Genomic DNA, 22,758 nt, shown 5'->3' with positions numbered 1-22,758 from the left:
GATTTCGACTTGGCGCGCATCCGGCGCTGCCCGAAGGAAGCGGGAGCCAGGTCAGGCGGACCAGACGTACAGGCCGGTGCGCTCCGATTCATCGACGGCGCCGGCAAGTTCGGCCAGTTGCTGCACGTAGGTCCGGGCCTGCGCCGCATCGAACGGCATGTCGTCCTGGGCCGCCCACTGCTCGGCAACGTCGTCCAGGACGTTGCCTTCGCCTTCGGTTTCATACGAGAGCAGGTCCGCCAGGGCACGAACCATGGCAGGCGGGACGGCCAGCAGTGAATCGCTCGCCACATCCACCATTGTCAGCTCGTAGTCTGCTCCGCCGGCGTGCACGGCTGTACCGGCAAGGTCCCCGAGCTGTTCGACCTCAAAGTCGCTGATTCCCTCGATCCTGACTGCCTGGCCGGCCGGCGCGCTGCTGCCCTGGTCCAGCACCCCGGCGCGCTTCAGCGCACCCGCATGGTCAGCGACAAAGATCTCGGTGAAGCCCATGGGAATTACCCTCATTCCGTTGACGGTCCGGCACATTGGGAGGCAGAATCCGCCGCCCCGCCGTTCGGGTTTCAGCCTAGTACACGGGCCCCGGCTGTCCGGCCACGGCGGCCTTAACGGACAGAGACCCGGATGTTGTTGCGCCAGGGATCCTCGAACCTCAGCTCCGCACCGGTGTGGTGCGCGGGCACCCCGGCGACCTTCAGCCGGTCAGCCAGCGCCCCGACGTCGTCTCCGGACGGAACCTCGATGAGCACCTCGCCAAGGCCCAAGGTATCCTTGCGGGGACCGGCGCCGCGGCTGTTCCAGACGTTCATGGCCATGTGGTGGTGGTAGCGGCCCGCCGAAACAAAGAGTGCCTGCCCGTGCCAGCCGGCAGTCTTTTCGAAGCCGAGGATGCCGACGTAGAAGTCGCGGGCCTGCTGGACGTCGCCCACCTGGAGGTGGACGTGGCCCACTCCCGCCACGGTTCCACGCTGGCGCTCGAGGGATTCCTCAGTGAGGTGCTGCTCCAGGTAGCGCTGCGGCGGCAGGGCCAGGCTGTCCATGACCACGTCCGTACCGTTCCATGACCAGTTACTCCTCGGACGGTCCCAGTAGAGCTCGATGCCATTGCCTTCGGGATCGTTGAAGTAGAAGGCCTCGCTGACCAGGTGGTCGGCGCTGCCCGTGAACGAGCGGGGCTCGAATTGAGCGGCCGTGGCGATGGTGGCGGCGAGGTCGGCCTGGTTTTCAAAAAGCAGCGCGGTGTGGAAGAGGCCCGCTTCTCCCCTGCCCGGGAGGTTCAGCCCCGGAGCTGGCGCAAGGTGGACCAATGGCTTCCGGAGCCGGCCGAGGTACAGCCCGCCGTCCTGTTCGGCAACAACCTCAAGCCCAAGGGCACGCTGGTAGTAGTCGGTCATGACGTTCATGTCGCCCACCTTGAGCATCACGGTGCCCATGGTGAGTTCGGCAGGAAGGAGATCCTGGGTTGCGGCTTGTGCAGTCATTGAAAACTCCCGGTGCTGTGGCCCGTCGGGGTGGTGGGCCTGTCACTATTAAAATTACTTGAAGCTTCAATTTATTCCAAGTAGCTTTCGGGACTTTTCGCCTCAGCGAACGATCCGTCCTCCCAGCACCACGTGGGCCAACCTTTGCACCGTTTCGGGAACCTGCCGCGGATCTTCCGCGCACAGCACGACGTCGGCCCGGGCACCTTCGGTGAGCGCTTCGGCGCCGAGCCACTCCCGGGCGCCCCAACATGCCGCGTTCAGTGCGGCGGTGACGGGCAGTCCGGCGTGGTGGAGGGCCAGGATTTCGTCTCCGATCCTTCCGTGCCGGATGACGCTGCCCGCGTCCGTGCCGGCGTAGATCTTCACGCCGGCCTCGAAAGCCTCTGCCACCCGCTGGGCACGGCATTCCCACAGTGCGCGCATATGGGCGGCGTAGCGCGGGAACTTGGGCTCCGCCTGCGCCGCGATATCCGGAAAAGTGGCGATGTTGATGAGCGTGGGCACAATGGGCACACCCTGCTCAGCGAACCGCGGAAGGTGCCGCGGGAGCAGTCCGGTGGCATGTTCTATGCAGTCGATGTCCGCGTCCAGCATCTGGTCCAGCGTTTCTTCGGCAAAGCAGTGAGCAGTGATCCGGGCGCCTTCGTCGTGCACAGCCTGGACGGCGTCCCTGACGACGGCGGCGGGAAACGACGGCGCCAGGTCACCGGCGCCGCGGTCTATCCAGTCTCCCACGAGCTTGACCCAGCCGTCGCCGTCGCGTGCCTGCTTGCGGACGGCTTCGACCAGCCCGTCGGGTTCCACTTCCTCGGCGAAGCCCCGGAGATACCGGCGGGTCCTGGCGACATGCCTCCCGGCACGGATCAGCACCGGTGCATGGCGGCTGACCTGGAGGAAGCGGGTGTCGGCAGGGGAACCCGCATCCCGGACCAGCAGCGCGCCCGCGTTAAGGTCGGTTCTTGCCTGTTCTTCCGCCGTCGCTTCGTCGACGGCGCCTCCGGGACCCAGGCCGATATGGCAGTGGGCGTCAACCAACCCCGGCAGTACCCAGCCGTCCAGGATCCTGTCCGGTTCCGCCGCCGGCCGGCGGAACGTAAGCCTGCCGTCAACGGACCAGAGCCCGCGCGCCTCAGTGTCCGGCCCGGTCAGCACGGTCCCGTTGAACTGGATGATTTCTGCCATGGATTTGCCTCTTTTCCCGCCCGGACAGGCTAGCACTGCCGGATATGACACGGGCCCCCGCCCCTGCTGTGGTAGCTTCTTGGTGACCACACGGGTGCCCTTGCAGGGGCTGAGATCGGGCTGACGCAGCCTGCGACCGTTGAACCTGTCCGGGTAATGCCGGCGAAGGAAGTGAGTATTCCTTGAGTACATCAAATGCACAGCTTAACCCTGCCCAAAACCCGTCCGGCGCGGCGGCCGGCGGCCAGGACCAGCCTCCTGTCACGCAGTCGCTGAAGAACCATTCCCTGGCGTTTATCGAAGACGAGGCGGCCGGAATCCGCGTGCCGGTCACGGAGATAGCGCTGGCGGATTCACCGAATGGCCAGCCCAACGGGCCGTTTCGCGTCTACCGCACCGCCGGGCCGGGCAGTGATCCCGTCCGCGGCCTCACCCCGTTCCGCTCGGAGTGGATTGAAGCCCGCGGCGACACGGAAACCTACGGCGGCCGCGGGCGGAACCTGCTCGATGACGGCCGCTCGGCCGTCCGCCGCGGGGCGGCCAGCGCGGAGCGGAAGGGGGCGCGGCCGGTGCCCCGCCGCGCCGTCGACGGTAAGACCGTGACGCAGATGCACTACGCACGGCAGGGTGTTGTTACCCCGGAGATGCGGTTTGTGGCGTTGCGGGAAAACTGCGACGTCGAGCTGGTTCGCAGTGAAGTAGCTGCCGGCCGGGCCATCATCCCCAACAACGTCAACCACCCGGAGTCCGAGCCGATGATCATCGGCAAGGCATTCCTGGTGAAAATCAATGCGAACATCGGCAACTCGGCGGTAACCAGTTCGATCGCGGAAGAGGTGGACAAGCTGCAGTGGGCCACCCAGTGGGGTGCGGACACCGTGATGGATCTTTCCACCGGTGACGACATCCACACCACGAGAGAGTGGATCATCCGCAACTCTCCTGTTCCGATCGGGACCGTCCCCATCTACCAGGCCCTCGAGAAGGTCAACGGCGAAGCGAACGCACTGACCTGGGAAATTTTCCGCGACACCGTGATTGAGCAGTGCGAACAGGGCGTGGACTACATGACCATCCACGCCGGTGTCCTGCTCCGGTACGTTCCCCTGACGGCCAACCGGGTGACGGGCATCGTGTCCCGCGGCGGTTCCATCATGGCCGGCTGGTGCCTCGCGCATCACCAGGAGAACTTCCTCTACACGCACTTTGACGAGCTCTGCGAAATCTTCGCCAAGTACGACGTCGCGTTTTCCCTGGGTGACGGGCTGCGGCCGGGGGCGACGGCGGACGCCAACGATGCGGCGCAGTTTGCCGAACTGGACACGCTGGCTGAGCTGACGCAGCGCGCGTGGGAATTCGACGTGCAGGTGATGGTGGAGGGCCCCGGCCACGTTCCGTTCCACCTGGTGAGGGAGAACGTGGAACGCCAGCAGGAGTTGTGCAAGGGCGCGCCGTTCTACACACTGGGGCCGCTGGTCACCGACGTGGCGCCAGGCTATGACCACATCACCTCGGCCATCGGTGCCACCGAGATCGCCCGCTACGGTACGGCCATGCTGTGCTACGTCACCCCGAAGGAACACCTGGGCCTGCCCAACAAGGACGATGTCAAGACCGGGGTGATCACCTACAAGATCGCAGCCCACGCAGCGGACCTGGCAAAGGGCCACCCCGGTGCGCACGAACGCGATGACGCGCTGTCCAAGGCACGGTTCGAGTTCCGCTGGCGCGACCAGTTCGCGTTGTCCCTGGACCCGGTGACGGCCGAGGCCTTCCATGACGAAACACTGCCCGCCGAACCGGCCAAGACAGCCCACTTCTGCTCCATGTGCGGCCCCAAGTTCTGCTCCATGCGGATCAGCCAGGATATCCGGGACGAATACGGTTCCGCGGCGTCGCAGGCGGCACTGGCCGATGCTGCGGCGGGGATGCGCGGAAAGAGCGAGGAATTCCTGGCCGCCGGCGGCAAGGTCTACTTGCCGGAGCTCAGCGTTCCCGCCGGGAGCCAGGGCGTCAGGACGCCCTAGGCGCCTGCAGCCTGCTGACGTCCCGGATGAAGGACCGGATGATGCGGTCCCCCTCCACGGAGTCGTGGGGCCGGTGCCCTCCCGCCGCTGTGCGGTGCAGGGCGCCGGTCTCCCGCAGGTATCCGGCGATCTCCTCGTAGAGCGGTTCCCATCCCCCGGTGAGGACCAGGGTGGGCACGCCGGGAACGATGTGCAGCGCGGCTTCCCAGGCCGGGGCCTGCAGCCGGAGCCGCCTGGCGGAACGCTTTTCCTCGGCGGTAGCCGGTTGCTGCAGATCCGTGGCATAGACACGCCGGACGAACTCCCGCTGGAAGTCCTGGTCGCTCATCTGGTGCCGGGCGTCGAAGAGGGGCCGCATGAGGCTGATGTGGGCCGCGGTGGCCGGCAGTTCGGCGGTGAGCGACAGGCAGGCCGGCTCCACCAGCGTCAGGGAAAAGACCAGATCCGGGCGTTCGACGGCGGCCATCATGGCTGCAACAGCGCCTTGAGAATGTGCCACAACATGCCCGCCCGCGGCGCCCCTGCCGTCGTCGGCCAGTGACCGCAGCACAATCCTGGCGTCCTCCTCGAAGGAGGACTCGACAGGCTCGGCCACAGGATCGTAGCCGTGGCGGCGGAGGAACAGTGCGTCGTAGGACAGTGCCATCCCGTGCTGGCGCGGCCAGGCCGCGGAGCCGAAGCTGCCGGCGCCGTGCACGAACACTACCCTCTGCTTGAACATGACCCAACCCTATTCCACGGCACCGACATCTTAAGTGAGTAGCGCCAAGTGTCGTTTTGAGGGGTCAAAACGACACTTGGCGCTACACAGTTGGGCTGTTACTTGCCGAGGAACTTGTCGAAACCCTTGGGCAGGTTCAGCTGCGAGGGATCGAAGTCGCCGCCCTGCTGGCCGAAAGCGGCACCGGTGGGAAGCGCCTTGGCGGCGTTCGCGCGGCGGGCCTCGGCGTCCTTGCGCTCCTGGGCAGCCTTGGCCGGGTTGCCGGACTTGGCCTTCTTCTTGGGGGCGGCGTTCTTCGCGTTCTTCCGTGCGCCGCCGCCGGGCATGCCTGGCATTCCGGGCATTCCCGGCATCCCGCCCTGGGCCATCTTCTTCATCATCTTCTGGGCCTGCGCAAAGCGCTCCAGCAGACCGTTCACCTCGGAAACGTGCACGCCGGAGCCACGGGCGATGCGGGCGCGGCGTGAACCGTTGATGATCTTCGGGGCCAGGCGCTCATGGGGCGTCATGGACCGGACGATGGCTTCGACGCGGTCAATTTCCCGCTCGTCAAAGTTCTCGAGCTGCTGGCGGATGTTTTGCGCGCCGGGCATCATCATGAGCATTTTCTTCATGGAGCCCATGTTGCGGATCTGCTGCATCTGGGCCAGGAAGTCTTCAAGGGTGAAGTCTTCCTGGTCGGCGAACTTCTTCGCCATCCTGGCAGCTTCGTCCTTGTCCCAGTTCTTCTCGGCCTGCTCGATGAGCGTCAGGACGTCGCCCATGTCGAGGATGCGGGAGGCCATCCGGTCGGGGTGGAAGAGTTCGAAATCGTCCAGGCCTTCGCCAGTGGACGCAAACATCACGGGCTTGCCGGTGACCGACGCGACCGAGAGGGCGGCACCGCCGCGGGCGTCGCCGTCGAGCTTTGACAAGACGATGCCGGTGAAGTTCACGCCCTCGTCGAAGGCGAGCGCCGTGTTTACGGCGTCCTGGCCGATCATCGCGTCGATAACGAACAGGACTTCGTTGGGCACGATGGCGCGGCGGATCTGGCGTGCCTGCTCCATCATGTCGGCGTCGACGCCGAGGCGGCCGGCGGTGTCCACGATGACGACGTCGTGAAGCTTCTGGCGGGCTTCCTCAACGCCGGCGCGGGCAACCTCCACCGGGTCCCCGGCCGGGTGGTCCAGTTCGGAGGACGTGGCTCCCGGGTGGGGCGCGAAGACCGGTACCTTGGCCCGCTCACCCACTACCTGGAGCTGGGTGACAGCGTTGGGGCGCTGCAGGTCGCAGGCCACCAGCATGGGGCTGTGGCCCTGGGACTTCAGCCACTTGGACAGCTTGCCGGCGAGGGTGGTTTTGCCCGCGCCCTGGAGGCCGGCCAGCATGATGATGGTGGGGCCGTTCTTGGCCAGGCGGATCCGGCGGGTTTCGCCGCCCAGGATCTCCACCAGTTCCTCGTTGACGATCTTGACGATCTGCTGGCTCGGGTTCAGTGCACCCGAAACCTCGGAGCCCAGGGCGCGTTCGCGCACCCGGGCTGTAAATTCACGGACTACGGGAACGGCAACGTCCGCGTCCAGGAGGGCGCGGCGGATCTCCCGCACTGTGGCATCAACGTCCGCCTCAGTGAGGCGGCCCTTGCCGCGGAGATTCTTGAAGGTTGCTGTCAACCGGTCAGAGAGTGAATTGAACACGTGCCGTGCACTTCTTTCAGTGGATGATCGTGACTCGACTATCTAGGGTACCAAGCCGGCCCGCAAGGTGGCATGCTGGCGAAATGACGAGCCAAACAACGGTAAAAACCCTGCTCATCCTCGGCGCTTCCGGAGACCTCACAGGCCGGCTGCTCCTGCCGGGCCTCGCACGCCTTGTGGCCACGGGCCGCGCGGCAGGGCTGCGGCTGGTGGGGGCAGGCTCGGATCCCTGGACGCCGGAGCAATGGCGGGAGAGGGTGCATCAGTCTTTTGCGGCGTCGGCGGAAGCGGCCGATGCCGCAGGCCGGACGTCTTTGGAGGACCTTGAAAAGGAAACCGTCTACCACCAGCTCGATGTCACCGCCGACGGTGCTCTGGCCGCGGCCCTGGCCACCCTGGAGGGTCCCACGGCCGTCTATTTCGCGTTGCCGCCGCGGATCAGCCAGCTGGCCTGCGAAACCCTCCGGCCGGACCAGGTGCCGGCCGGAACGCGGCTGGTGATGGAAAAGCCCTTCGGCTCCAGCGAGGAATCCGCCCATTCGCTGAACCAGACCCTGGCGCGTCTGGTCCCGGAGGACCACATCCACCGGGTGGACCACTTCCTGGGGAAGGCCACGGTGCTGAATATCCTGGGTCTGCGGTTCGCCAACAACTTCCTGGAGCCGGTCTGGAACCGGCATCACGTGGAAAAAGTGGAGATCATTTTCGACGAAGACCTGGCGCTGGAGGGCCGGGCACGCTACTACGACGGCGCGGGCGCACTCCGTGACATGATCCAGAGCCACCTGCTGCAGATCATGGCCCTGATGGCCATGGAGCCGCCGTCGAGCATCAGCGAACGGGACCTGCGCGATGCGATTTCGACGGTCCTGCGCGCGGCCAGCGTCGGCGCGCCCTACGCCGGGTCCACCCACAGGGCGCGTTACACGGCCGGCACACTGGCAGGAAAGGAAGTCCCGGACTATGCCCGGGAGGACGGCGTGGACGCGTCACGCGGGACTGAAACCCTCGCCCAGATCCAGGTAGGAATCGAAAATTGGCGCTGGAAAGGCGTCCCGTTTATTCTCCGGTCCGGAAAGGCGATAGGCGTTAAGCGCAAGGAAGCCGTGGTGACGTTCCGGCCAGTGCCCCATCTGCCTCGGGGCTTTACCGGGGTGGATTCGCCAAACCAGCTTCGGATCGGCTTCGGGCCGGACACCCTCGAGTTCGACGTCGATGTGAACGGTCCAGGGGAAATCCTCAGCCTGTCCCGGATCACCCTTGAGGCAGAACTAAGCGCCTCCGAACTCCTGCCCTACGGTGAAGTCCTTGAGGGTGTGCTGGCCGGCGATCCGTTGCTCTCCGTCCGGGGCGATACCGCAGAAGACTGCTGGCGGATCGTTGAGCCGGTGTTAAAGGCATGGCAGCAGGACAGCGTCAGGCTGGAAGAGTACGACGCCGGATCGGCCGGTCCGGCGGAATGGTCCAGTACCGCGCGCGCAGAGTAGCGCCAGGCGGACCAGCGCAGGCAGCGGGTAGGGCAGAACAGAAGAGCGGGCAGGAAACCTTTGGGTTTCCTGCCCGCTCTTCCCAGGTGCCAGCCTGCCGTGTCGACGTGCCGCCGCCTAAATGGCGGCGACGCCGCGTTCCCCGGTGCGGACCCGGACTGCTTCGAAGACGTCAATGGTCCAGACTTTGCCGTCGCCGGCCCGGCCGGTGTTCGAACTGGCGATGATGACGTCCAGGATGTCATCGGCCTGCTCGTTCGTCGCCAGGACTTCCACCCGGATCTTCGGCAGCAGGTCCACGTTGTACTCGGCGCCGCGGTACACCTCGGTGTAGCCGCGCTGCCGGCCGTAGCCGCTGGCCGCGCTGACCGTCAGGCCCTGTACGCCGTAGGCTTCCAGTCCTTCCCGGATGGCTTCGAGCTTTTCCGGCCTGACGATTGCGGTGATCAGTTTCATGCCCCCACGCTTTCCTTACCTGTTGCTGATTCTTTCTTCGACGCTGCGGCTTCGGCAGCCTGTGCGCCTTCCTGCTGGGTCTTGCCCGTGATCATGTCGTGCAGCGGCTGGAAGCTTCCGCCGTGGCCGCTGACACCGAACTCGTAGGCGGTCTCGGCGTGCAGGCTGAGGTCCACACCCACCGTTTCCTGTTCCTGCGAGACCCGGAAGCCCATGGTCTTGTGGATGGCCAGGGCAATGATGGCCGTCAGGATCGCGGAGTAGGCAATGGCGATTCCTGCTGCTGCGAGCTGTGCCCACAGCTGGGTGAATCCGCCGCCGTAGCACAGGCCGCCACCCACGCCGTCGGCGGGCAGTGCGATGAAGCCCAGGGCAACGGTGCCGATGATGCCGGAGACGAGGTGGACGCCGACGACGTCGAGCGAGTCATCGAATCCCCAGCGGAACTTGAGTCCCACGGCGAGTGCGGAGGCTACTCCGGCTACCACGCCGAGGCCGAGGGCACCGACGGGGCTGACGTTGGCACAGGCGGGGGTGATGGCGACGAGGCCGGCAACGACGCCGGAGGCTGCGCCCAGCGAGGTGGGGTGGCCGTCGCGGATGCGTTCGGTGACAAGCCAGCCGAGCATGGCTGCCGCGGGGGCAGCGAGGGTGTTGACCCAGATGAGGCCGCCCTGTTCAGCAGTGGTGGCGGCGCCGCCGTTGAAGCCGAACCAGCCGAACCAGAGGATGGCTGCGCCGAGCATCACGAACGGGATGTTGTGCGGGCGGTGGTTCGGGTCCTTGCCGAAGCCCTTGCGGTTGCCGATGATCAGGACCAGTACCAGGGCCGCGACGCCTGCGTTGATGTGGACCACGGTGCCACCGGCGAAGTCGATGGCGGGTCCGAGTGCCTGTCCCACGGCACCCTCGGGGCCGAACAGTCCGCCGCCCCAGACCATGTAGGCCAGCGGGCAGTACACCAGTGTGACCCAGACGGGGACGAACACGGTCCAGGCGCCGAACTTGGCGCGGTCGGCGATGGCGCCGCTGATCAGTGCGACGGTGATGATGGCGAAGGTGGCCGCGTAGCCAACCTTGATCAGTCCATCAGGTGCATCGATCCCCTCGAGGCCGAACGTAGCGAAGGGGTTGCCGACAATCTGCAGGAAACCTTCGCCGGAGCTCATGGATGCACCCCAGAGAACCCAGACAACGCCGACCATGCCGATGGAGATGAAGCTCATCATCATCATGTTCAGTGCGGCCTTGGCACGGGTCATGCCGCCATAGAAAAATGCCAGACCTGGTGTCATGAACAGCACAAGGGCTGCCGCCACCATGATCCAAACGTGACCTGCGGTAAGTTCCATGGTGCACGTCCTCTCTCATCGATTCTTGCGGAGTCCTCCGCCTGCCAACGCCTTTTTGCGTCCTGTAAAGAGTTTGTCGTTGGCGTGTTTCGCCCGCGGAGGATTTAGATTGCCGGCCTGTTACAACAACCTCTAGGAAGTAAATGGTGCATATCGCACTTGTTACGGTTGTGTTTCCTCGTTCCCGCCGGCACCTGGCCCACCTGACTGCAAGGATTTCCGCACCATGACGGCAGCACCCCGCGGAAGCGGCGCCACTTCAAGGATCCTGGCCCGCCTTCGGCCGAATCGGGACCGGCTTCCGCGCGACATCAAGGTGATGCTCGTTGCCGCGTTCCTGATTGCGCTTGGATTCGGGCTTGTTGCGCCCGTATTGCCGCAATTCGCAACAACCTTTGGGGTGGGCAACACCGAAGCATCCGTGATTGTTGCCATCTTCGCGTTCATGCGGCTGGTCTTTGCTCCCGCTGGCGGGAGCCTGATCGGCAAGGTGGGTGAACGGCCCGTCTACGTGGCCGGGCTCCTCATCGTGGCCGTGTCGACGGCGGCCTGCGCCTTTGCCCAGGACTACTGGCAGCTGCTGCTCTTCCGTGGGCTCGGCGGTGCCGGCTCCGTGATGTTCACTGTGGCGTCGATGGCCCTGGTGATCCGGCTCGCGCCGCCGGAGAGCCGCGGCCGGGTTTCCGGGGCATACGCGTCAGCGTTCCTTGTCGGCAACGTGTGCGGTCCCATTGTGGGCGGGTTGTTGGCCGGGTTCGGCCTCCGGATACCCTTCCTGGCCTATGCCGCGGCGCTGGTTGTTGCCGCGCTGGTGGTGCAGACACAGCTGAGCCACCAGCGCCGCGGATCAGCGAGCGAACAGCAGCGGGCACCGGACATGCACTTTGGGGAGGCCCTGGCAACGGGCGCGTACCGGGCTGCGCTGGCATCCAGTTTCGCGAACGGCTGGGGCACGTTCGGTGTCCGGATGGCCACTGTTCCGCTGTTGGCCGCTGCTGTCTTCGGCGCCGGTCCGGAGGCGGCGGGGCTGGCGTTGGCCGTCTTCGCCGCAGGCAATGCCGCGGCGCTGACCTTTTCGGGCAGGTTGGCGGACAGCATGGGGCGCAGGCCCATGATGATCGCGGGGCTGCTGGTGGCGGGCGCCGCCACTGCTGCCATCGGGTTCGCTGACCAGCTCGGGTGGTTCCTGGCCGCCTCCGCAGTGGCCGGCGTCGGCTCCGGGCTGTTCGGGCCCGCCCAGCAGGCGGCCGTCGCAGACGTGATCGGCACCGGGCGGTCAGGCGGCAAGGTGCTGGCTGTGTTCCAGATGGCGTCCGACGTCGGAGCGATCGTTGGGCCTGTCGCGGCCGGTGTGCTCGCGGACCGTTTGGGCTATGGCTGGGCTTTCGGGGTTACCGGCGGCATCATGGTGCTGGCAGCGGGCGCGTGGCTCGTCACCAGGGAGACCCTCAAACCCGCCAAGGCCTGAGGGTCTCCGGCGGGACTAGTTCAGCAGGGCGTCCACAAATGCTTCGGCCTCGAAGGGCGCGAGGTCGTCCGCGCCTTCGCCCAGTCCGATGAGCTTGACCGGAACGCCAAGGGATTTCTGGATGGCGACCACGATGCCGCCCTTGGCCGTGCCGTCCAGCTTGGTGAGGACGATGCCCGTGATGTTGACCACTTCTGCAAACACCCGCGCCTGGTTCAGCCCGTTCTGGCCGGTGGTGGCGTCCAGCACCAGGAGGACCTCATCCACCTCAGCCAGCTTTTCCACGACGCGCTTGACCTTCCCGAGCTCGTCCATGAGGCCAACCTTGTTCTGGAGCCGGCCGGCGGTGTCAATCATGACCACGTCGACTTCCTGGTCGATGCCGGCCTTGACCGCCTCGTAGGCAACAGAGGCGGGATCGGCGCCGTCGATGTCCGATTTGACGGTGGGGACGCCCACGCGCTGGCCCCAGGTGGCCAACTGCTCGGCGGCAGCGGCCCGGAAGGTGTCTGCGGCACCCAGGAGGACGTCCTTGTCCTCCGCCACCAGCACGCGGGCGAGCTTGCCCACGGTGGTGGTCTTGCCGACGCCGTTCACGCCGACGACCATCATCACGGCAGGCTTGCCGTCGTGGCGCTGGACATTGAGGGTGCGGTCCATCGCGGGATCAACGAGCTTGATGAGTTCTTCCCGGAGCAGCACCTTGACGTGCTCCGGGGTCCGGGTGCCCAGCACCTTGACCCGCTCACGCAGGGCGTCAACCAGCTGCATGGTCGGTTCGGTGCCAAGGTCAGCCAGGAGGAGGGTTTCCTCAACTTCGTCCCAGACGGTTTCGTCGATGTTGTCGCTGGACAGCAGGGCCAGGAGGCCCTTGCCCATGATGTTGTTGGAGCGGACGAGCCGTTCGCGAAGGCGCATGAGCCGGCCGGCTACCGGCAGCGGCGTCTCTACCGGGATGACCTCCAGCCCCGCCGCGTCGTCCGGGACTGTGGTGGTGTCCAGTTCCTCCAGGTCCACGGTATCGGCGGCCGTGCCGTCCGTGGTGGTGGCCGGCCTGTCCTCGACCGCCGTGCTGCCGCCCCGGGGCAGTACGGGATCGTTGGCGTCCCGGGTGCCCGGGTACTGGTTGATGTTTTTCCGCGTCTTGAGCAGGACCGGAATCAGCCCGCCAATAACCGCCAAGGCAGCAACAATGGACAAAATTATGGGGAGGATGTCATTCACTCCCCTAGCTTCTCACACAGGCATGACGCGTGATTGACGCCAAACGGGCACCGCCCGCCGCCAGACGCGCCTAGACCTCAGCTGCCAGGCGCTGGCTGATCACGGTGGACACGCCGTCGCCCCTCATGGTCACGCCGTAGAGTGCGTCCGCTACTTCCATGGTCCGCTTCTGGTGGGTGATGACAATGAGCTGGCTGGACTCCCGGAGCTCCTCAAAGATGGTGATGAGCCTGCCCAGGTTGGTGTCATCCAAGGCAGCCTCCACCTCATCCATCACATAGAAGGGCGACGGGCGCGCCTTAAAGGTGGCCACCAGCAGGGCGACGGCGGTCAGCGAGCGCTCACCGCCGGACAGCAGCGACAGGCGCTTGATCTTCTTGCCCGCAGGGCGGGCCTCCACGTCAATACCGGTGGTCAGCATGTCCCCCGGATCCGTGAGGACCAGCCGTCCCTCGCCGCCGGGGAACAGCCGCTCAAAGACCCTGGTGAACTGCGCCTGGGTATCCTCGAAGGCTTCGGTGAAGACCCGCTGTACGCGGTCGTCCACTTCCTTGATGATGTCCAGCAGGTCCTTGCGGCTGGCTTTCAGGTCCTCCAGTTGCGTGCTGAGGAACTGGTGGCGCTCCTCGAGCGCGGCGAATTCCTCCAGTGCCAGGGGGTTCACCCGGCCCAGGCTGGAGAGGTCGCGTTCGGCTTTCCGGAGCCGTTTCTCCTGCTCCTCGCGGACGTAAGGCTTTCCCTCGATGATTTCCGTTCCGGCATCGTCCACCGGGGCGCGCAGGGCCGCCCACTTGTCGGCGCTTTCCCCGGCCGGGACCGGAACGGGCACGTCCGGCCCGTAGTCCGTCACCAGGGCGTCCGGGGTAATTCCGAGCTCATCAATGGAGCGGCTTTCGAGGGCTTCGATCCGGGCCAGTTGCTGTGCGCGGGCCAACTCATCCCGGTGCACATTGTCCGTGAGTTCGGCCAGTTCCCGGGCGAAGGTGTCGTTCGCTGACCGGATGTGCAGCAGTTCGCTATCCCGCTGTTCCCGGTTCTCCTCCGCAAGGTCGCGCTCGTGCCGTGCGACGTCCACGGACACATCCATGTACCGCAGGGCGAGTTCGACGGCGGCTGCGACGGCCGCGGCACGTTTCGCCTGGGCGCGCCGGCTGCGGGCCCGTTCCGCGGCTTCCTCGCGCGCGCGGCGTTCGGTGGCCGCCGCACGCTCCAGTGACGCAACCCGGTTTTGGGTGGCGGCGAGTTGTTCTTCGGCGCTGCGCAGCGACAACCGTGCCTCCACCTCGGCGGCCCGGGCTGCTGCCGCCGCGGCGGCAAGGGCATCCCGATGCCCGGTGGAGGGCTCCTGCTCCAGCGGCGCTTCCTGGGCGGCGGCCAGCCGCGCGGCCACGGCAGCGAGCGCTTCCTCTTCCGCCGCAACGTTTTGCTCGGCCCGCGCCAGCGACGCCGCCAGCCTCTCGCTTTCACCCACGGCACTGCGGAGCACGGAATTGAGGTGTCCCAGCCGCTCGGCAACAGCGGCCAGCCTCGCATCTGACTCATGCAGCCGGTCAAGGGCGGCGTCGGCCCGGTCCTGCGCCTCTGACCGCCGGGCCTCGGCGCCGGCCAGGGCGAACCTGCTGCGCTCAAGCCCAGCGGTGACGGCCGAGAGTTGGCCTTCGGCGTCGTCTACCGCAGCCTGGACTTCCAAAAGCGACGGGGCTTTGGCTGACCCGCCCGTGGCGGAAACAGCCGTAAAAATATCACCCGCCCGGGTAACCGCGGTGACCTCTGGGTGGGCCGACACCACGGCGGCAGCTGCCTGGACGTCGGGGACGACGGCGATGCCGTTCAGCAGGTGCCTCACCGCGGGGGCGGACAATCCGGCGTCCCTGATGAGTCCGGCAGCCCATTCGGCTCCCTCGGGGAGGGACGGCGCCGGGCGGGCCTCAGCTCCGGAAGCGGCACCTGCGGAAGCCAGCAGGAGCGACGCGCGGCCGGCGTCGTCATCCTTCAGAACCTGAACCACTGCTGCCGCCGTCTCCTCGTCGCGGACCAGCACCGCTTCGGAAGCCTCCCCCAGGGCAGCGGCTATTGCCGTTTCAAAGCCCGGTTCCACGGTGAGTTCCGCGGCGAGGCTTCCCAGCACTCCTGCAACGCCTGCCCGCAGGACATGGGCCGCACCGTCTTTCCTGGTGAGGCCAAGTTTCAGGGCGTCCAGGCGCGCCGCGAGGGCATCACGCTTCCGGATTCCCTCGCTGACGGCGGCGGTCAACCCGGAGATTTCCTGCAGCACCGCGTCCAGGGCCTCGCTGGCGGCCTCGTAGTCCGCATCAAGGGATTCCTCGCCCTCCTCCACCCCGGCCACCTGGTTTTCAAGCGCTGTGAACTCGGATTGTGCCCGGGCGCGCCGCTCCAGCCCCGCGGCCTGGGACTCCCGGAGCCTGCCCAGCTCAGCCTGCGCGGATTCCACGCGGGACCGTGCAGCGGCAACCTGCCCGGCGAGCCGTGCCAGTCCTTCGCGCCGGTCAGCGGCGGCCCGCAGAACTGCTGTGAGCCGTTTGTCTTCGGCTAGTGCTGCAGCTTCGGCTTGCGCCTTTGCCGCACTGGCCGTCTCCAGGGCACTCCGCCTGTCCAGGATGTGGCGTTCGAGTTCGGCGAGCTCCTCCCGGACCCGGGCGGCCTGGCGCTCCAGCTGTTCAGGGTCCCGGCCGGCGGGGGCGGGCTCAGTGGAACCGAGCAGGCGGCTGCGTTCCCGGGCGAGCGAGCCGAGGGAGCGGAGCCGTTCGCGCGAGGCTGTCAGCCGGTACCAGGTGTCGCGTGCCGCGTTCAGTTTTGGCGTTGCCTCGGCAGCGAGCTGCTCCAGGGCGGCCTGCTGCCGGCGGCCTGCAACCAGTTCCTGCTCGACGGCGGCGCGCCGGGTTTTCAGGGCGGCTTCGTCTGCCACGTCCTGCTCCATGGCCTGCTGCAGCTGGACGAGGTCGTCCGCCAACAGCCTCGCGCGTGCGTCGCGGACGTCGAACTGGACACGCTGGGCCCTGCGGGCAACCTCAGCCTGTTTGCCCAGCGGGGTGAGCTGGCGCCTGATTTCTCCCGTGAGGTCGGTGAGGCGCTGCAGGTTGGCCTGCATGGCTTCCAGCTTGCGCACCGTCCGTTCCTTGCGGCGGCGGTGCTTGAGGATGCCGGCCGCTTCCTCAATGAAACCGCGGCGGTCCTCCGGGGTGGCGTGCAGGACCCTGTCCAGCTGGCCCTGGCCCACGATGACGTGCATCTCGCGGCCCAGGCCGGAGTCGGAGAGCAGTTCCTGGATGTCCAGCAGGCGGCAGCTGGCACCATTGATGGCGTACTCGGACCCGCCCGCGCGGAAAAGCGTCCGCGCGATGGTCACCTCGCTGTACTCGATGGGCAAGGCACCGTCGGTGTTGTCGATGGTCAGCGAGACGTGGGCGCGGCCGAGCGGTGGCCGGCCTGAGGTTCCGGCGAAGATGACGTCCTCCATCTTCCCGCCGCGGAGGGTCTTGGCACCCTGCTCCCCCATGACCCAGGCCAGGGCATCCACCACATTGGACTTGCCGGAGCCATTCGGGCCCACCACCGCGGTGACGCCTGGTTCGAACTCGAAGGTGGTGGCGGACGCAAATGACTTGAACCCCCGGACGGTCAGGCTTTTGAGGTGCAAGGCGTTTCGGATCTCCTGGCTGGCGTGTGGCACATGCTTCGCTGCACCAAATCTACTGGGTAGTGGTGGAATGCCCGGGATTTAGCAGCAGGCGGACTACCAGCGACTGTTTCGGGGGCGGGGCTGGCAGACCGGACACGTGTGTGAGGAACGGTTCATGAACTGGTCGCGGCGGATCACTGCATGGATTCCCGCAGCGGCGCAGCGCTTGCACGGCTGTCCCTCCCGGCCATAGGCGTTGAGGGACCGGTCGAAGTACCCGGAGGCGCCATTGACGTTCACATACAGCGAGTCGAAGCTGGTTCCGCCGGCGGCCAGCGCATCGAGCATCACGTCACGTGCGCTGCCCAGCACCCTTTCCGCTTCGGCCCGGCGGAGGGTGTCCGTGGGCCGGGCAAAGTGCAGGCGCGCACGCCACAGTGCTTCGTCGGCGTAGATGTTGCCGATGCCGGATACCAGCCCCTGGTCCAGCAACGCCCGTTTGAGTCCGGTTTTGCGCTTGCGGAGGCGGCGGTAGAAAAGGTCAAACGAGAAGGCCTGGTCCAGAGGATCCCGTGCGATGTGCGATGCTTCCTCTGCTATCAGCGGGAGGGGCGACTCGGCGAGTCCGCCAGGGCCGCCGTCGTCCGTTGGTACCAGCGAGGTGACGAACAATCCGCCGAAGATCCGCTGGTCCACGAACCGCAATTGTTCGGGCATGCCGTCGCTGGAACTCAAACGGAACCGCACTTTGAGGTGCTTCTCGTCCGGAACGCTTCCGTCCTGCAGAAGCAGTTGGCCGCTCATCCCGAGATGGGCCATCAGTGCCACGGCGGGACGGCCGACGACGGAAGGGCTTGGATCCAGGGTGCCGGCGGAGGCGTCCAGCAGCGGCATCCAGAGGAACTTGCCCCGCCGCACGACGTCGGCGACGGTGGCCCCCTCGAGGTTCCCGACGAAATCCCCGGCACCCAGCGCATGGCGGCGGATTGATCGTTCGTCAAGGACGTCCACGCCCTCGATGGTCCGGCCGCGGACCCAGCTCACCAGGCCGCGGCGGACCACCTCAACTTCGGGAAGTTCGGGCACAACGCCTACTTGGCGGCGATGGAGCCGGCTGACTTGCCGCCGGTGGCGGAAGCGGGAGCCTTTGACACGGCAGTGCCGGAAAGGGCCCGCCACGCATCAGCGGCAGCTTCCTGCTCCGCTTCCTTTTTCGAGTGGCCCGTGCCACTGCCGTAGGCCGTGCCGCCGATGTGCAGGACTGCTGTAAAAACCCGTGCGTGGTCCGGGCCGGAACCCTCCACCGCATAGTGGATGGTTCCGAGCTGGCGGCTGGCCGCAAGTTCCTGGATGCTGGTTTTCCAGTCGGTCCCGGCGCCCAGGGCAGCCGCGTCCTTCAGCAGGGGCCCGATCAGCCGCATCACGAGCTGGCGGGCCGTCTCGATATCGTTGGACACGTAGGTGGCACCGATCAAGGCCTCCATGGTGTCTGCAAGGATCGACGCCTTGTTTTTTCCCTCAGTGAGCTTTTCGCCCTGCCCGAGGTAGATGAATTCGCCAATGCCCAGGCTGCGCCCGATGCCGGCAAGGGCCCGGGTGCTGACTACAGCCGACCGGCGCTTGGCAAGATCGCCTTCGGGAAGGTCCGGGTTGTCCCGGTACAGGGCGTCCGTTACGGAGAACCCCAGGATGGAGTCACCCAGGAATTCGAGCCGCTCGTTTGTGGGGATGCCGCCGTTTTCGTAGGCGTAGGAACGGTGTGTGAGCGCAAGACGAAGCGTCCCGGCGTCAATAGAGACACCGAGACGCTTCAGAAGCTCTTCAGTTGAAGACATCATGTCAGCCTGAGTGGCCGATTAGACGTCCGCGACCTTGCGGCCCTTGTACTCAAGGAACAGCGCAGTACCGGCCGAGTCGGTGACAACCTTGGCCTGGTGCGGCAGGCTGTAAGTAACCTGGCCGTTCTCCACGGTCTTCACCAGGTGGGGGGCGGTCGCCTTCCACTGCGAGCGGCGGGCGCGGGTATTCGAGCGAGACATTTTCCGCTTGGGAACAGCCACGGCTAACTCATTTCTCTCTAGACAAACACGTACAAATCAATTTTGCCGGTCAGGCTTAGCCATATCAGCTAGGGCAGCCCAGCGAGGGTCCAAGACCTCGTGGTGGTGCCCCGGCTCGTCTTCCAGGCGAACTCCGCATTCGGAGCAAAGGCCCTGGCAGTCTTCCCGGCACACCGGCTGGAACGGCAGATTGGTGACAACCGCGTCCCGCAACACCGGTTCAAGATCGATTACATCGCGCTCGACTCGACGTTGCTCTTCATCATCTTCTTCGTCCGAAAGCTGTACGCCTTCATAGAAGAAAAGTTCTTGCACATTGACCTCAAGGTCATACGCAAGGGGATCCAGGCATCGGCCGCATTCACCGGTTACTTCGGCAAGCGCAGTTCCAGATACCAGAATTCCTTCGTGTACGGCCTCAAACCTCAGATCCAGCTCGACATCCGAGCCTTCCTGAACACCAATGAGCGCCACACCAAGATCACCCGGTGCGGGTACATGTTCCTTCAGTGTCCGCATGCTTCCCGGACTGCGTCCGAGGTCCTTGACGTCGAACGCCAGGGGCGAACCAGCATCTCTTTTAATGAGAACTCCTGTTGAACATATGACCGACGTACCATCTTAGCCTGAAGAGCCGCGGGGACTCAAACCGACCAGCGGGGACCGCCGAAGTACCTGACCAGCCTACCCTCTTGGCTGGTCATCGACCGACGACCCGCCCGCCACCATCCTGCGGTGCACTGACCTGGGGACGTAGTCGGAGACGCTGCCGCCCAGTCCCGCGACTTCCTTGATCAAGGTGGAGGACAGGTGGATGTAGTGGGCTTCTGCCGGCAGGAAGACTGTTTCCACACCGCTCAACTGGCGGTTCATGGTGGCCATGGGCAGCTCGTAGTCGAAGTCGGAAGAGGATCTAAGGCCCTTAACGATGGCTGACACACCCCGCTGCCGGCAATACTCCGCGAGGAGTCCATCGCCCACCGGTTCCACCACAATGCCCTTCAGCGACGCCAGCGTTTCGCGGGCCATGTCCAGCCGCTCTGCCAGCGTGAACCTGTACTTCTTGGCCGGGTTGGTGGACACCGCAACGATGACTTCATCAAACAAACTGGCAGCCCGTGCAATAACCTCGAGATGGCCATTGTGGATGGGGTCAAAGGATCCGGGGCAGACAGCTCGTCTCATGCTCCGAACCTACCCCATGAAAAGGCCGGGATACCATGACTGGATGCATCCTCGACGGGAACTTTCCACCCCCCTGGCCCCTGCCCCCTGGCAACGGACGGCACTAGGAGCCAATCTCCTCGGGCCGGACGGCGGGCTCGGCGTCACCATCTTCGAGGAGATGACCACCCTCGCTGCGCAGACCGGTGCCATCAACCTGGGCCAGGGTTTTCCGGATGAGGACGGACCGCTGGAAATCAGGGAAGCTGCGCGCGCCGCCATCGCCGCCGGCGTGAACCAGTACGCACCCGGCAAGGGAATCCTGGAACTGCGCCAGGCAGTGGCCGCCCACCAGGAAAGGTTTTACGGCCTCTCCCCTGACCCGCAGACCGAGGTCATCATTACCACCGGTGCCACCGAGGGCATCGCCGCCGCACTGCTGGCCTTCGCCGGTCCAGGGGACGAAGTCCTGACGTTCGAACCGTTCTACGATTCCTACGGCGCGGTGATCGGACTCACCGGCGCCACCCACGTAACGGCCCCGCTGCTGGCCCCGGATTTTATGCCGGACCTGGCCGCCCTGGAAGCAGCCTTCACCGGGCGGACCAGGGCGGTGCTGCTGAACAACCCGCATAACCCCACGGGTGCAGTATTTCCGCAGAGCGTCCTGCAACGCGTCGTTGACCTGGCCAGGAAGCATGACTGCCTGATCATCACGGACGAAGTCTACGAACACCTCACTTTTGGCGCCCGCCACGTGCCGGTGGCGTCCCTGCCCGGAGCCGGCGACCGTACCATCACCATCTCCTCTGCCGGCAAGACGTTTTCCCTGACGGGCTGGAAAATCGGCTGGGTCACAGGCCCGGAGGAACTTGTGTCCGCCGTGCGCACCGTCAAACAGTTCCTCACCTACAGTTCGGGCACCCCGTTCCAGTCAGCCATTGCCGCCGGGCTCGGTTTGCCGGACGCCTTCTACAATGGCGTTGCCGCCACCCTGAAGCGCAAGCGGGACATCCTCAGCGACGGGCTGCGGGCCGCGGGCTTCGACGTCTACACGCCGCAGGGTACATACTTCGTGAACGTCGACACCGCGCCGCTGGGAATCCATGATTCCGTGGACCTGGCCCGCAGGCTTCCGGGCCTGGTGGGCGTCGCCGCAATTCCGGTCCCGGTTTTCTGCCATCCGGAAGGCGCGGGGAGGACACGCAGCCTGCTCCGCTTCGCATTCTGCAAAAAGACAGAGGTCCTCGAGGAGGCTGCCGCCCGGCTCGCCACCCTTGGCGGGCTGGTTTGATGCAGGCAGGCAGCGGGCCGGGAGCGGCACGGTTCCTTCGCACCACCGGACAGCACGCATCCATCGAGCCGGACACTTTCACCGAGGGCAGCTACGTGCTCAGCATCGGCGGGGCGGAACAGTCGCACGTGAACCTGGCGCGGCCGGAGGAGATCTTCTACGAGTACCTGCGGCGGATCGGGCATCTGGTGGACCTTTCCGCCCCCGCAGGAGCGCCGGTCACCGCGCTGCATCTGGGAGCGGGGGCCCTGACATTGGCGCGCTACATCCAGGCGACCAGGCCGGGATCAACCCAGTACGCGGTGGAGCTGGAACGTGAGCTGCTCGATTTCGTCCTCCGGCAGCTGCCCCTCCCCGAGGGGACCAAGCTGCACTCCATCATCGGAGATGCCCGGGATGCCCTGGCTGACCTTGATCCGGGCCTCCGCTTTGACGTGGTGATCCTCGACATCTTCTCCGGCCCCGAAGCGCCGGCCCACCTTGCCTGCACCGAGTTTTACAGCGAGCTGCGGAACTGGCTTGCCCCGCAAGGAATCCTGATCGTCAACGTTGGAGACGAGCCGGGCCTCACCCTGGTCCGGAGCCAGGTGGGCGCAATGCGGCGCGCCATGGGTGACGTTGCCGCTTTTGCTGAAGCAGGCATGTTCGAGGGCCGCTACCCCGGGAACATCATTTTGGCCGGCACCCAAACAGCCTGGCCGGCCGGCTGGTCCGCGGAATTGGCCGCGCGGGGACCGCATCCGGCCAGGGTCCTGGCAGGAGTGGACCTGGACGCCCTCGCGGTCTGAACACGGCCGGACCGGGCGGGTTGCCTAACTGCCGGTGCCGTCCGCCTCAACCGGATCCGGGTCAGCCCTGTCCGCATCCACGCCTTCCGCCTCAAGGGCGTCCGCGTCGATGGCGTCCGGCACAAAGGGCTCCGCAAACCACAGCCGGGTTTCGCCGTACTTTTTCTCTGCGAACCGCGCCAGCCCGCCCGGCCACGCCGGTTCCGGCGAACGGGAGGACCTCTCCACCACCACCACTGCCGCCGGCGCCAGGTGGGCGGCCAGCTTTTCGAGCACAGCGGCCAACGCGACCTCCTCCAGCGGATACGGCGGGTCCAGGAACACAAGATCCCATGCGGCGGCGGCAGTGGCGCGCTCCAGGAACGGTTCCACCTTGGACCGGTGCACCGTCACCGCTTTGCGGCCCAGGACCCCGTTGATGAGGTCCGCGTTGCGCTGGCAAACAGCACTCGCCTTCGCATCGGACTCCACCAGGTCTACAGTTTGGGCGCCCCTGCTGCCGCTCTCCACGCCCAGGGATCCTGAGCCGGCATAGAGGTCCAGCACCCTGGCACCACTGATGACGTCAAAGGCATCAAGCCTGGAGAAAAGCGCTTCCTTGACCCGGTCCGTAGTGGGCCTGGTCAGGGAGCCCGGGACCGCCTGCAGGGGCGTACCACCCGCTGCTCCTGAGATGATCCGGCTCACTGGCCACCTGTATTTCCGCCGCCGTGCCTTGCGGGTCCCACCGTG

Annotated in this window: 20 protein-coding genes and 1 riboswitch; of the genes, 5 read left to right on the top strand and 15 right to left on the bottom strand. The window is 66.0% G+C overall.

What is annotated here, in order from left to right:
* Positions 1-51 precede the first annotated feature (51 nt).
* From QF047_RS07560 to QF047_RS07550, 3 genes are all read right to left on the bottom strand, one after another.
* Positions 52-492, bottom strand: coding sequence for a hypothetical protein (locus QF047_RS07560; RefSeq protein WP_306639086.1), 441 nt, complete (start codon positions 490-492; stop codon positions 52-54).
* 113 nt (positions 493-605) lie between these two features.
* Positions 606-1,481 (bottom strand): VOC family protein, encoded by an 876-nt coding sequence (locus QF047_RS07555; RefSeq protein WP_307275267.1) that lies wholly within the window; start codon positions 1,479-1,481, stop codon positions 606-608.
* 102 nt (positions 1,482-1,583) lie between these two features.
* Entirely contained in the window at positions 1,584-2,666 is a 1,083-nt protein-coding gene (locus QF047_RS07550) for an amidohydrolase family protein (protein ID WP_307275264.1), read from the bottom strand.
* Positions 2,667-2,746: 80 nt separating this feature from the next.
* A riboswitch (TPP riboswitch) is annotated at positions 2,747-2,854 on the top strand.
* On the opposite strand from QF047_RS07550, the gene thiC reads away from it, so the two are divergent.
* Entirely contained in the window at positions 2,849-4,693 is a 1,845-nt protein-coding gene (gene thiC / locus QF047_RS07545; protein ID WP_307275258.1) for a phosphomethylpyrimidine synthase ThiC, read from the top strand. Its footprint overlaps the riboswitch before it by 6 nt.
* Here the strand turns inward: thiC and QF047_RS07540 are convergent.
* Positions 4,680-5,414 carry an alpha/beta fold hydrolase gene (locus QF047_RS07540; protein WP_307275257.1) on the bottom strand — a complete coding sequence of 245 codons (735 nt, stop codon included), beginning with the start codon at positions 5,412-5,414 and terminating at the stop codon, positions 4,680-4,682. The genes thiC and QF047_RS07540 overlap by 14 nt on opposite strands.
* Positions 5,415-5,512: 98 nt before the next feature.
* Complete coding sequence (ffh, locus tag QF047_RS07535; RefSeq protein WP_307275255.1) at positions 5,513-7,093, bottom strand: signal recognition particle protein; 1,581 nt, start codon at positions 7,091-7,093, stop codon at positions 5,513-5,515.
* An 83-nt stretch (positions 7,094-7,176) separates the two neighbouring features.
* Between ffh and QF047_RS07530 the strand changes: the two genes are divergently transcribed.
* Entirely contained in the window at positions 7,177-8,580 is a 1,404-nt protein-coding gene (locus QF047_RS07530; RefSeq protein ID WP_307275252.1) for a glucose-6-phosphate dehydrogenase, read from the top strand.
* A gap of 117 nt (positions 8,581-8,697) precedes the next feature.
* Here QF047_RS07530 and QF047_RS07525 read toward each other — a convergent pair whose 3' ends face one another.
* Both QF047_RS07525 and QF047_RS07520 read right to left on the bottom strand, forming a co-directional pair.
* Positions 8,698-9,036, bottom strand: a complete 339-nt coding sequence (locus QF047_RS07525; protein WP_306634157.1) for a P-II family nitrogen regulator — start codon at positions 9,034-9,036, stop codon at positions 8,698-8,700.
* Entirely contained in the window at positions 9,033-10,388 is a 1,356-nt protein-coding gene (locus QF047_RS07520) for an ammonium transporter (RefSeq protein ID WP_307275248.1), read from the bottom strand. Before QF047_RS07520 ends, QF047_RS07525 begins: the two co-directional genes overlap by 4 nt.
* Positions 10,389-10,614: 226 nt before the next feature.
* Here QF047_RS07520 and QF047_RS07515 point away from each other — a divergent pair, with 226 nt between their 5' ends.
* Entirely contained in the window at positions 10,615-11,856 is a 1,242-nt protein-coding gene (locus QF047_RS07515; RefSeq protein ID WP_307275245.1) for an MFS transporter, read from the top strand.
* 15 nt (positions 11,857-11,871) lie between these two features.
* Here QF047_RS07515 and ftsY read toward each other — a convergent pair whose 3' ends face one another.
* The 7 genes from ftsY to coaD form a co-directional block, all read right to left on the bottom strand.
* Positions 11,872-13,080: a signal recognition particle-docking protein FtsY gene (gene ftsY / locus QF047_RS07510; RefSeq protein WP_307275242.1), complete on the bottom strand. Its 1,209-nt coding sequence runs from the start codon at positions 13,078-13,080 to the stop codon at positions 11,872-11,874.
* Between the two features lie 70 nt (positions 13,081-13,150).
* A complete protein-coding gene (gene smc, locus QF047_RS07505) occupies positions 13,151-16,738 on the bottom strand; it encodes a chromosome segregation protein SMC (RefSeq protein WP_307275239.1) in 3,588 nt (1,195 codons plus the stop codon).
* A 96-nt stretch (positions 16,739-16,834) separates the two neighbouring features.
* On the bottom strand, positions 16,835-17,806 hold the full coding sequence (gene mutM / locus QF047_RS07500) for a bifunctional DNA-formamidopyrimidine glycosylase/DNA-(apurinic or apyrimidinic site) lyase (protein ID WP_307275236.1): 972 nt from the start codon (positions 17,804-17,806) through the stop codon (positions 16,835-16,837).
* Positions 17,807-17,811: 5 nt separating this feature from the next.
* The gene (rnc, locus tag QF047_RS07495) at positions 17,812-18,555 is read right to left on the bottom strand and encodes a ribonuclease III (RefSeq protein ID WP_307281831.1); all 744 of its coding nucleotides are present in this window, start codon (positions 18,553-18,555) and stop codon (positions 17,812-17,814) included.
* A 21-nt stretch (positions 18,556-18,576) separates the two neighbouring features.
* A complete protein-coding gene (gene rpmF, locus QF047_RS07490) occupies positions 18,577-18,780 on the bottom strand; it encodes a 50S ribosomal protein L32 (protein WP_009356569.1) in 204 nt (67 codons plus the stop codon).
* Between the two features lie 36 nt (positions 18,781-18,816).
* Positions 18,817-19,341, bottom strand: coding sequence for a DUF177 domain-containing protein (locus QF047_RS07485; protein WP_306639087.1), 525 nt, complete (start codon positions 19,339-19,341; stop codon positions 18,817-18,819).
* Between the two features lie 123 nt (positions 19,342-19,464).
* Complete coding sequence (coaD, locus tag QF047_RS07480) at positions 19,465-19,965, bottom strand: pantetheine-phosphate adenylyltransferase (RefSeq protein ID WP_307275233.1); 501 nt, start codon at positions 19,963-19,965, stop codon at positions 19,465-19,467.
* 43 nt (positions 19,966-20,008) lie between these two features.
* Between coaD and QF047_RS07475 the strand changes: the two genes are divergently transcribed.
* A complete protein-coding gene (locus tag QF047_RS07475; protein WP_307275231.1) occupies positions 20,009-21,238 on the top strand; it encodes an aminotransferase class I/II-fold pyridoxal phosphate-dependent enzyme in 1,230 nt (409 codons plus the stop codon).
* On the top strand, positions 21,238-22,026 hold the full coding sequence (locus QF047_RS07470; protein WP_307275230.1) for a spermidine synthase: 789 nt from the start codon (positions 21,238-21,240) through the stop codon (positions 22,024-22,026). The genes QF047_RS07475 and QF047_RS07470 overlap by 1 nt, the downstream gene beginning before the upstream one ends.
* A 24-nt stretch (positions 22,027-22,050) precedes the next feature.
* Here QF047_RS07470 and rsmD read toward each other — a convergent pair whose 3' ends face one another.
* Positions 22,051-22,713, bottom strand: a complete 663-nt coding sequence (gene rsmD / locus QF047_RS07465; protein ID WP_307275228.1) for a 16S rRNA (guanine(966)-N(2))-methyltransferase RsmD — start codon at positions 22,711-22,713, stop codon at positions 22,051-22,053.
* Positions 22,714-22,758: the final 45 nt, after the last annotated feature.

Origin of the sequence: Arthrobacter sp. W4I7 (assembly GCF_030816215.1) — a bacterium.
Classification (GTDB): domain Bacteria; phylum Actinomycetota; class Actinomycetes; order Actinomycetales; family Micrococcaceae; genus Arthrobacter; species Arthrobacter siccitolerans_A.
The sequence above is the reverse complement of the archived record's forward strand: the minus strand, read 5'-3'. Positions and strand labels throughout refer to the sequence as shown.

Bases quoted from the DNA above. Each gene is read 5' to 3' on its own strand.
- QF047_RS07560 (WP_306639086.1), bottom strand. From the start codon at position 492: ATGGGCTTCACCGAGATCTTTGTCGCTGACCATGCGGGTGCGCTGAAG.
- QF047_RS07555 (WP_307275267.1), bottom strand. From the start codon at position 1,481: ATGACTGCACAAGCCGCAACCCAGGATCTCCTTCCTGCCGAACTCACC.
- QF047_RS07550 (WP_307275264.1), bottom strand. From the start codon at position 2,666: ATGGCAGAAATCATCCAGTTCAACGGGACCGTGCTGACCGGGCCGGAC.
- QF047_RS07540 (WP_307275257.1), bottom strand. From the start codon at position 5,414: ATGTTCAAGCAGAGGGTAGTGTTCGTGCACGGCGCCGGCAGCTTCGGC.
- QF047_RS07530 (WP_307275252.1), top strand. From the start codon at position 7,177: ATGACGAGCCAAACAACGGTAAAAACCCTGCTCATCCTCGGCGCTTCC.
- QF047_RS07525 (WP_306634157.1), bottom strand. From the start codon at position 9,036: ATGAAACTGATCACCGCAATCGTCAGGCCGGAAAAGCTCGAAGCCATC.
- QF047_RS07520 (WP_307275248.1), bottom strand. From the start codon at position 10,388: ATGGAACTTACCGCAGGTCACGTTTGGATCATGGTGGCGGCAGCCCTT.
- QF047_RS07515 (WP_307275245.1), top strand. From the start codon at position 10,615: ATGACGGCAGCACCCCGCGGAAGCGGCGCCACTTCAAGGATCCTGGCC.
- rnc (WP_307281831.1), bottom strand. From the start codon at position 18,555: ATGTCTTCAACTGAAGAGCTTCTGAAGCGTCTCGGTGTCTCTATTGAC.
- coaD (WP_307275233.1), bottom strand. From the start codon at position 19,965: ATGAGACGAGCTGTCTGCCCCGGATCCTTTGACCCCATCCACAATGGC.
- QF047_RS07475 (WP_307275231.1), top strand. From the start codon at position 20,009: ATGCATCCTCGACGGGAACTTTCCACCCCCCTGGCCCCTGCCCCCTGG.
- QF047_RS07470 (WP_307275230.1), top strand. From the start codon at position 21,238: ATGCAGGCAGGCAGCGGGCCGGGAGCGGCACGGTTCCTTCGCACCACC.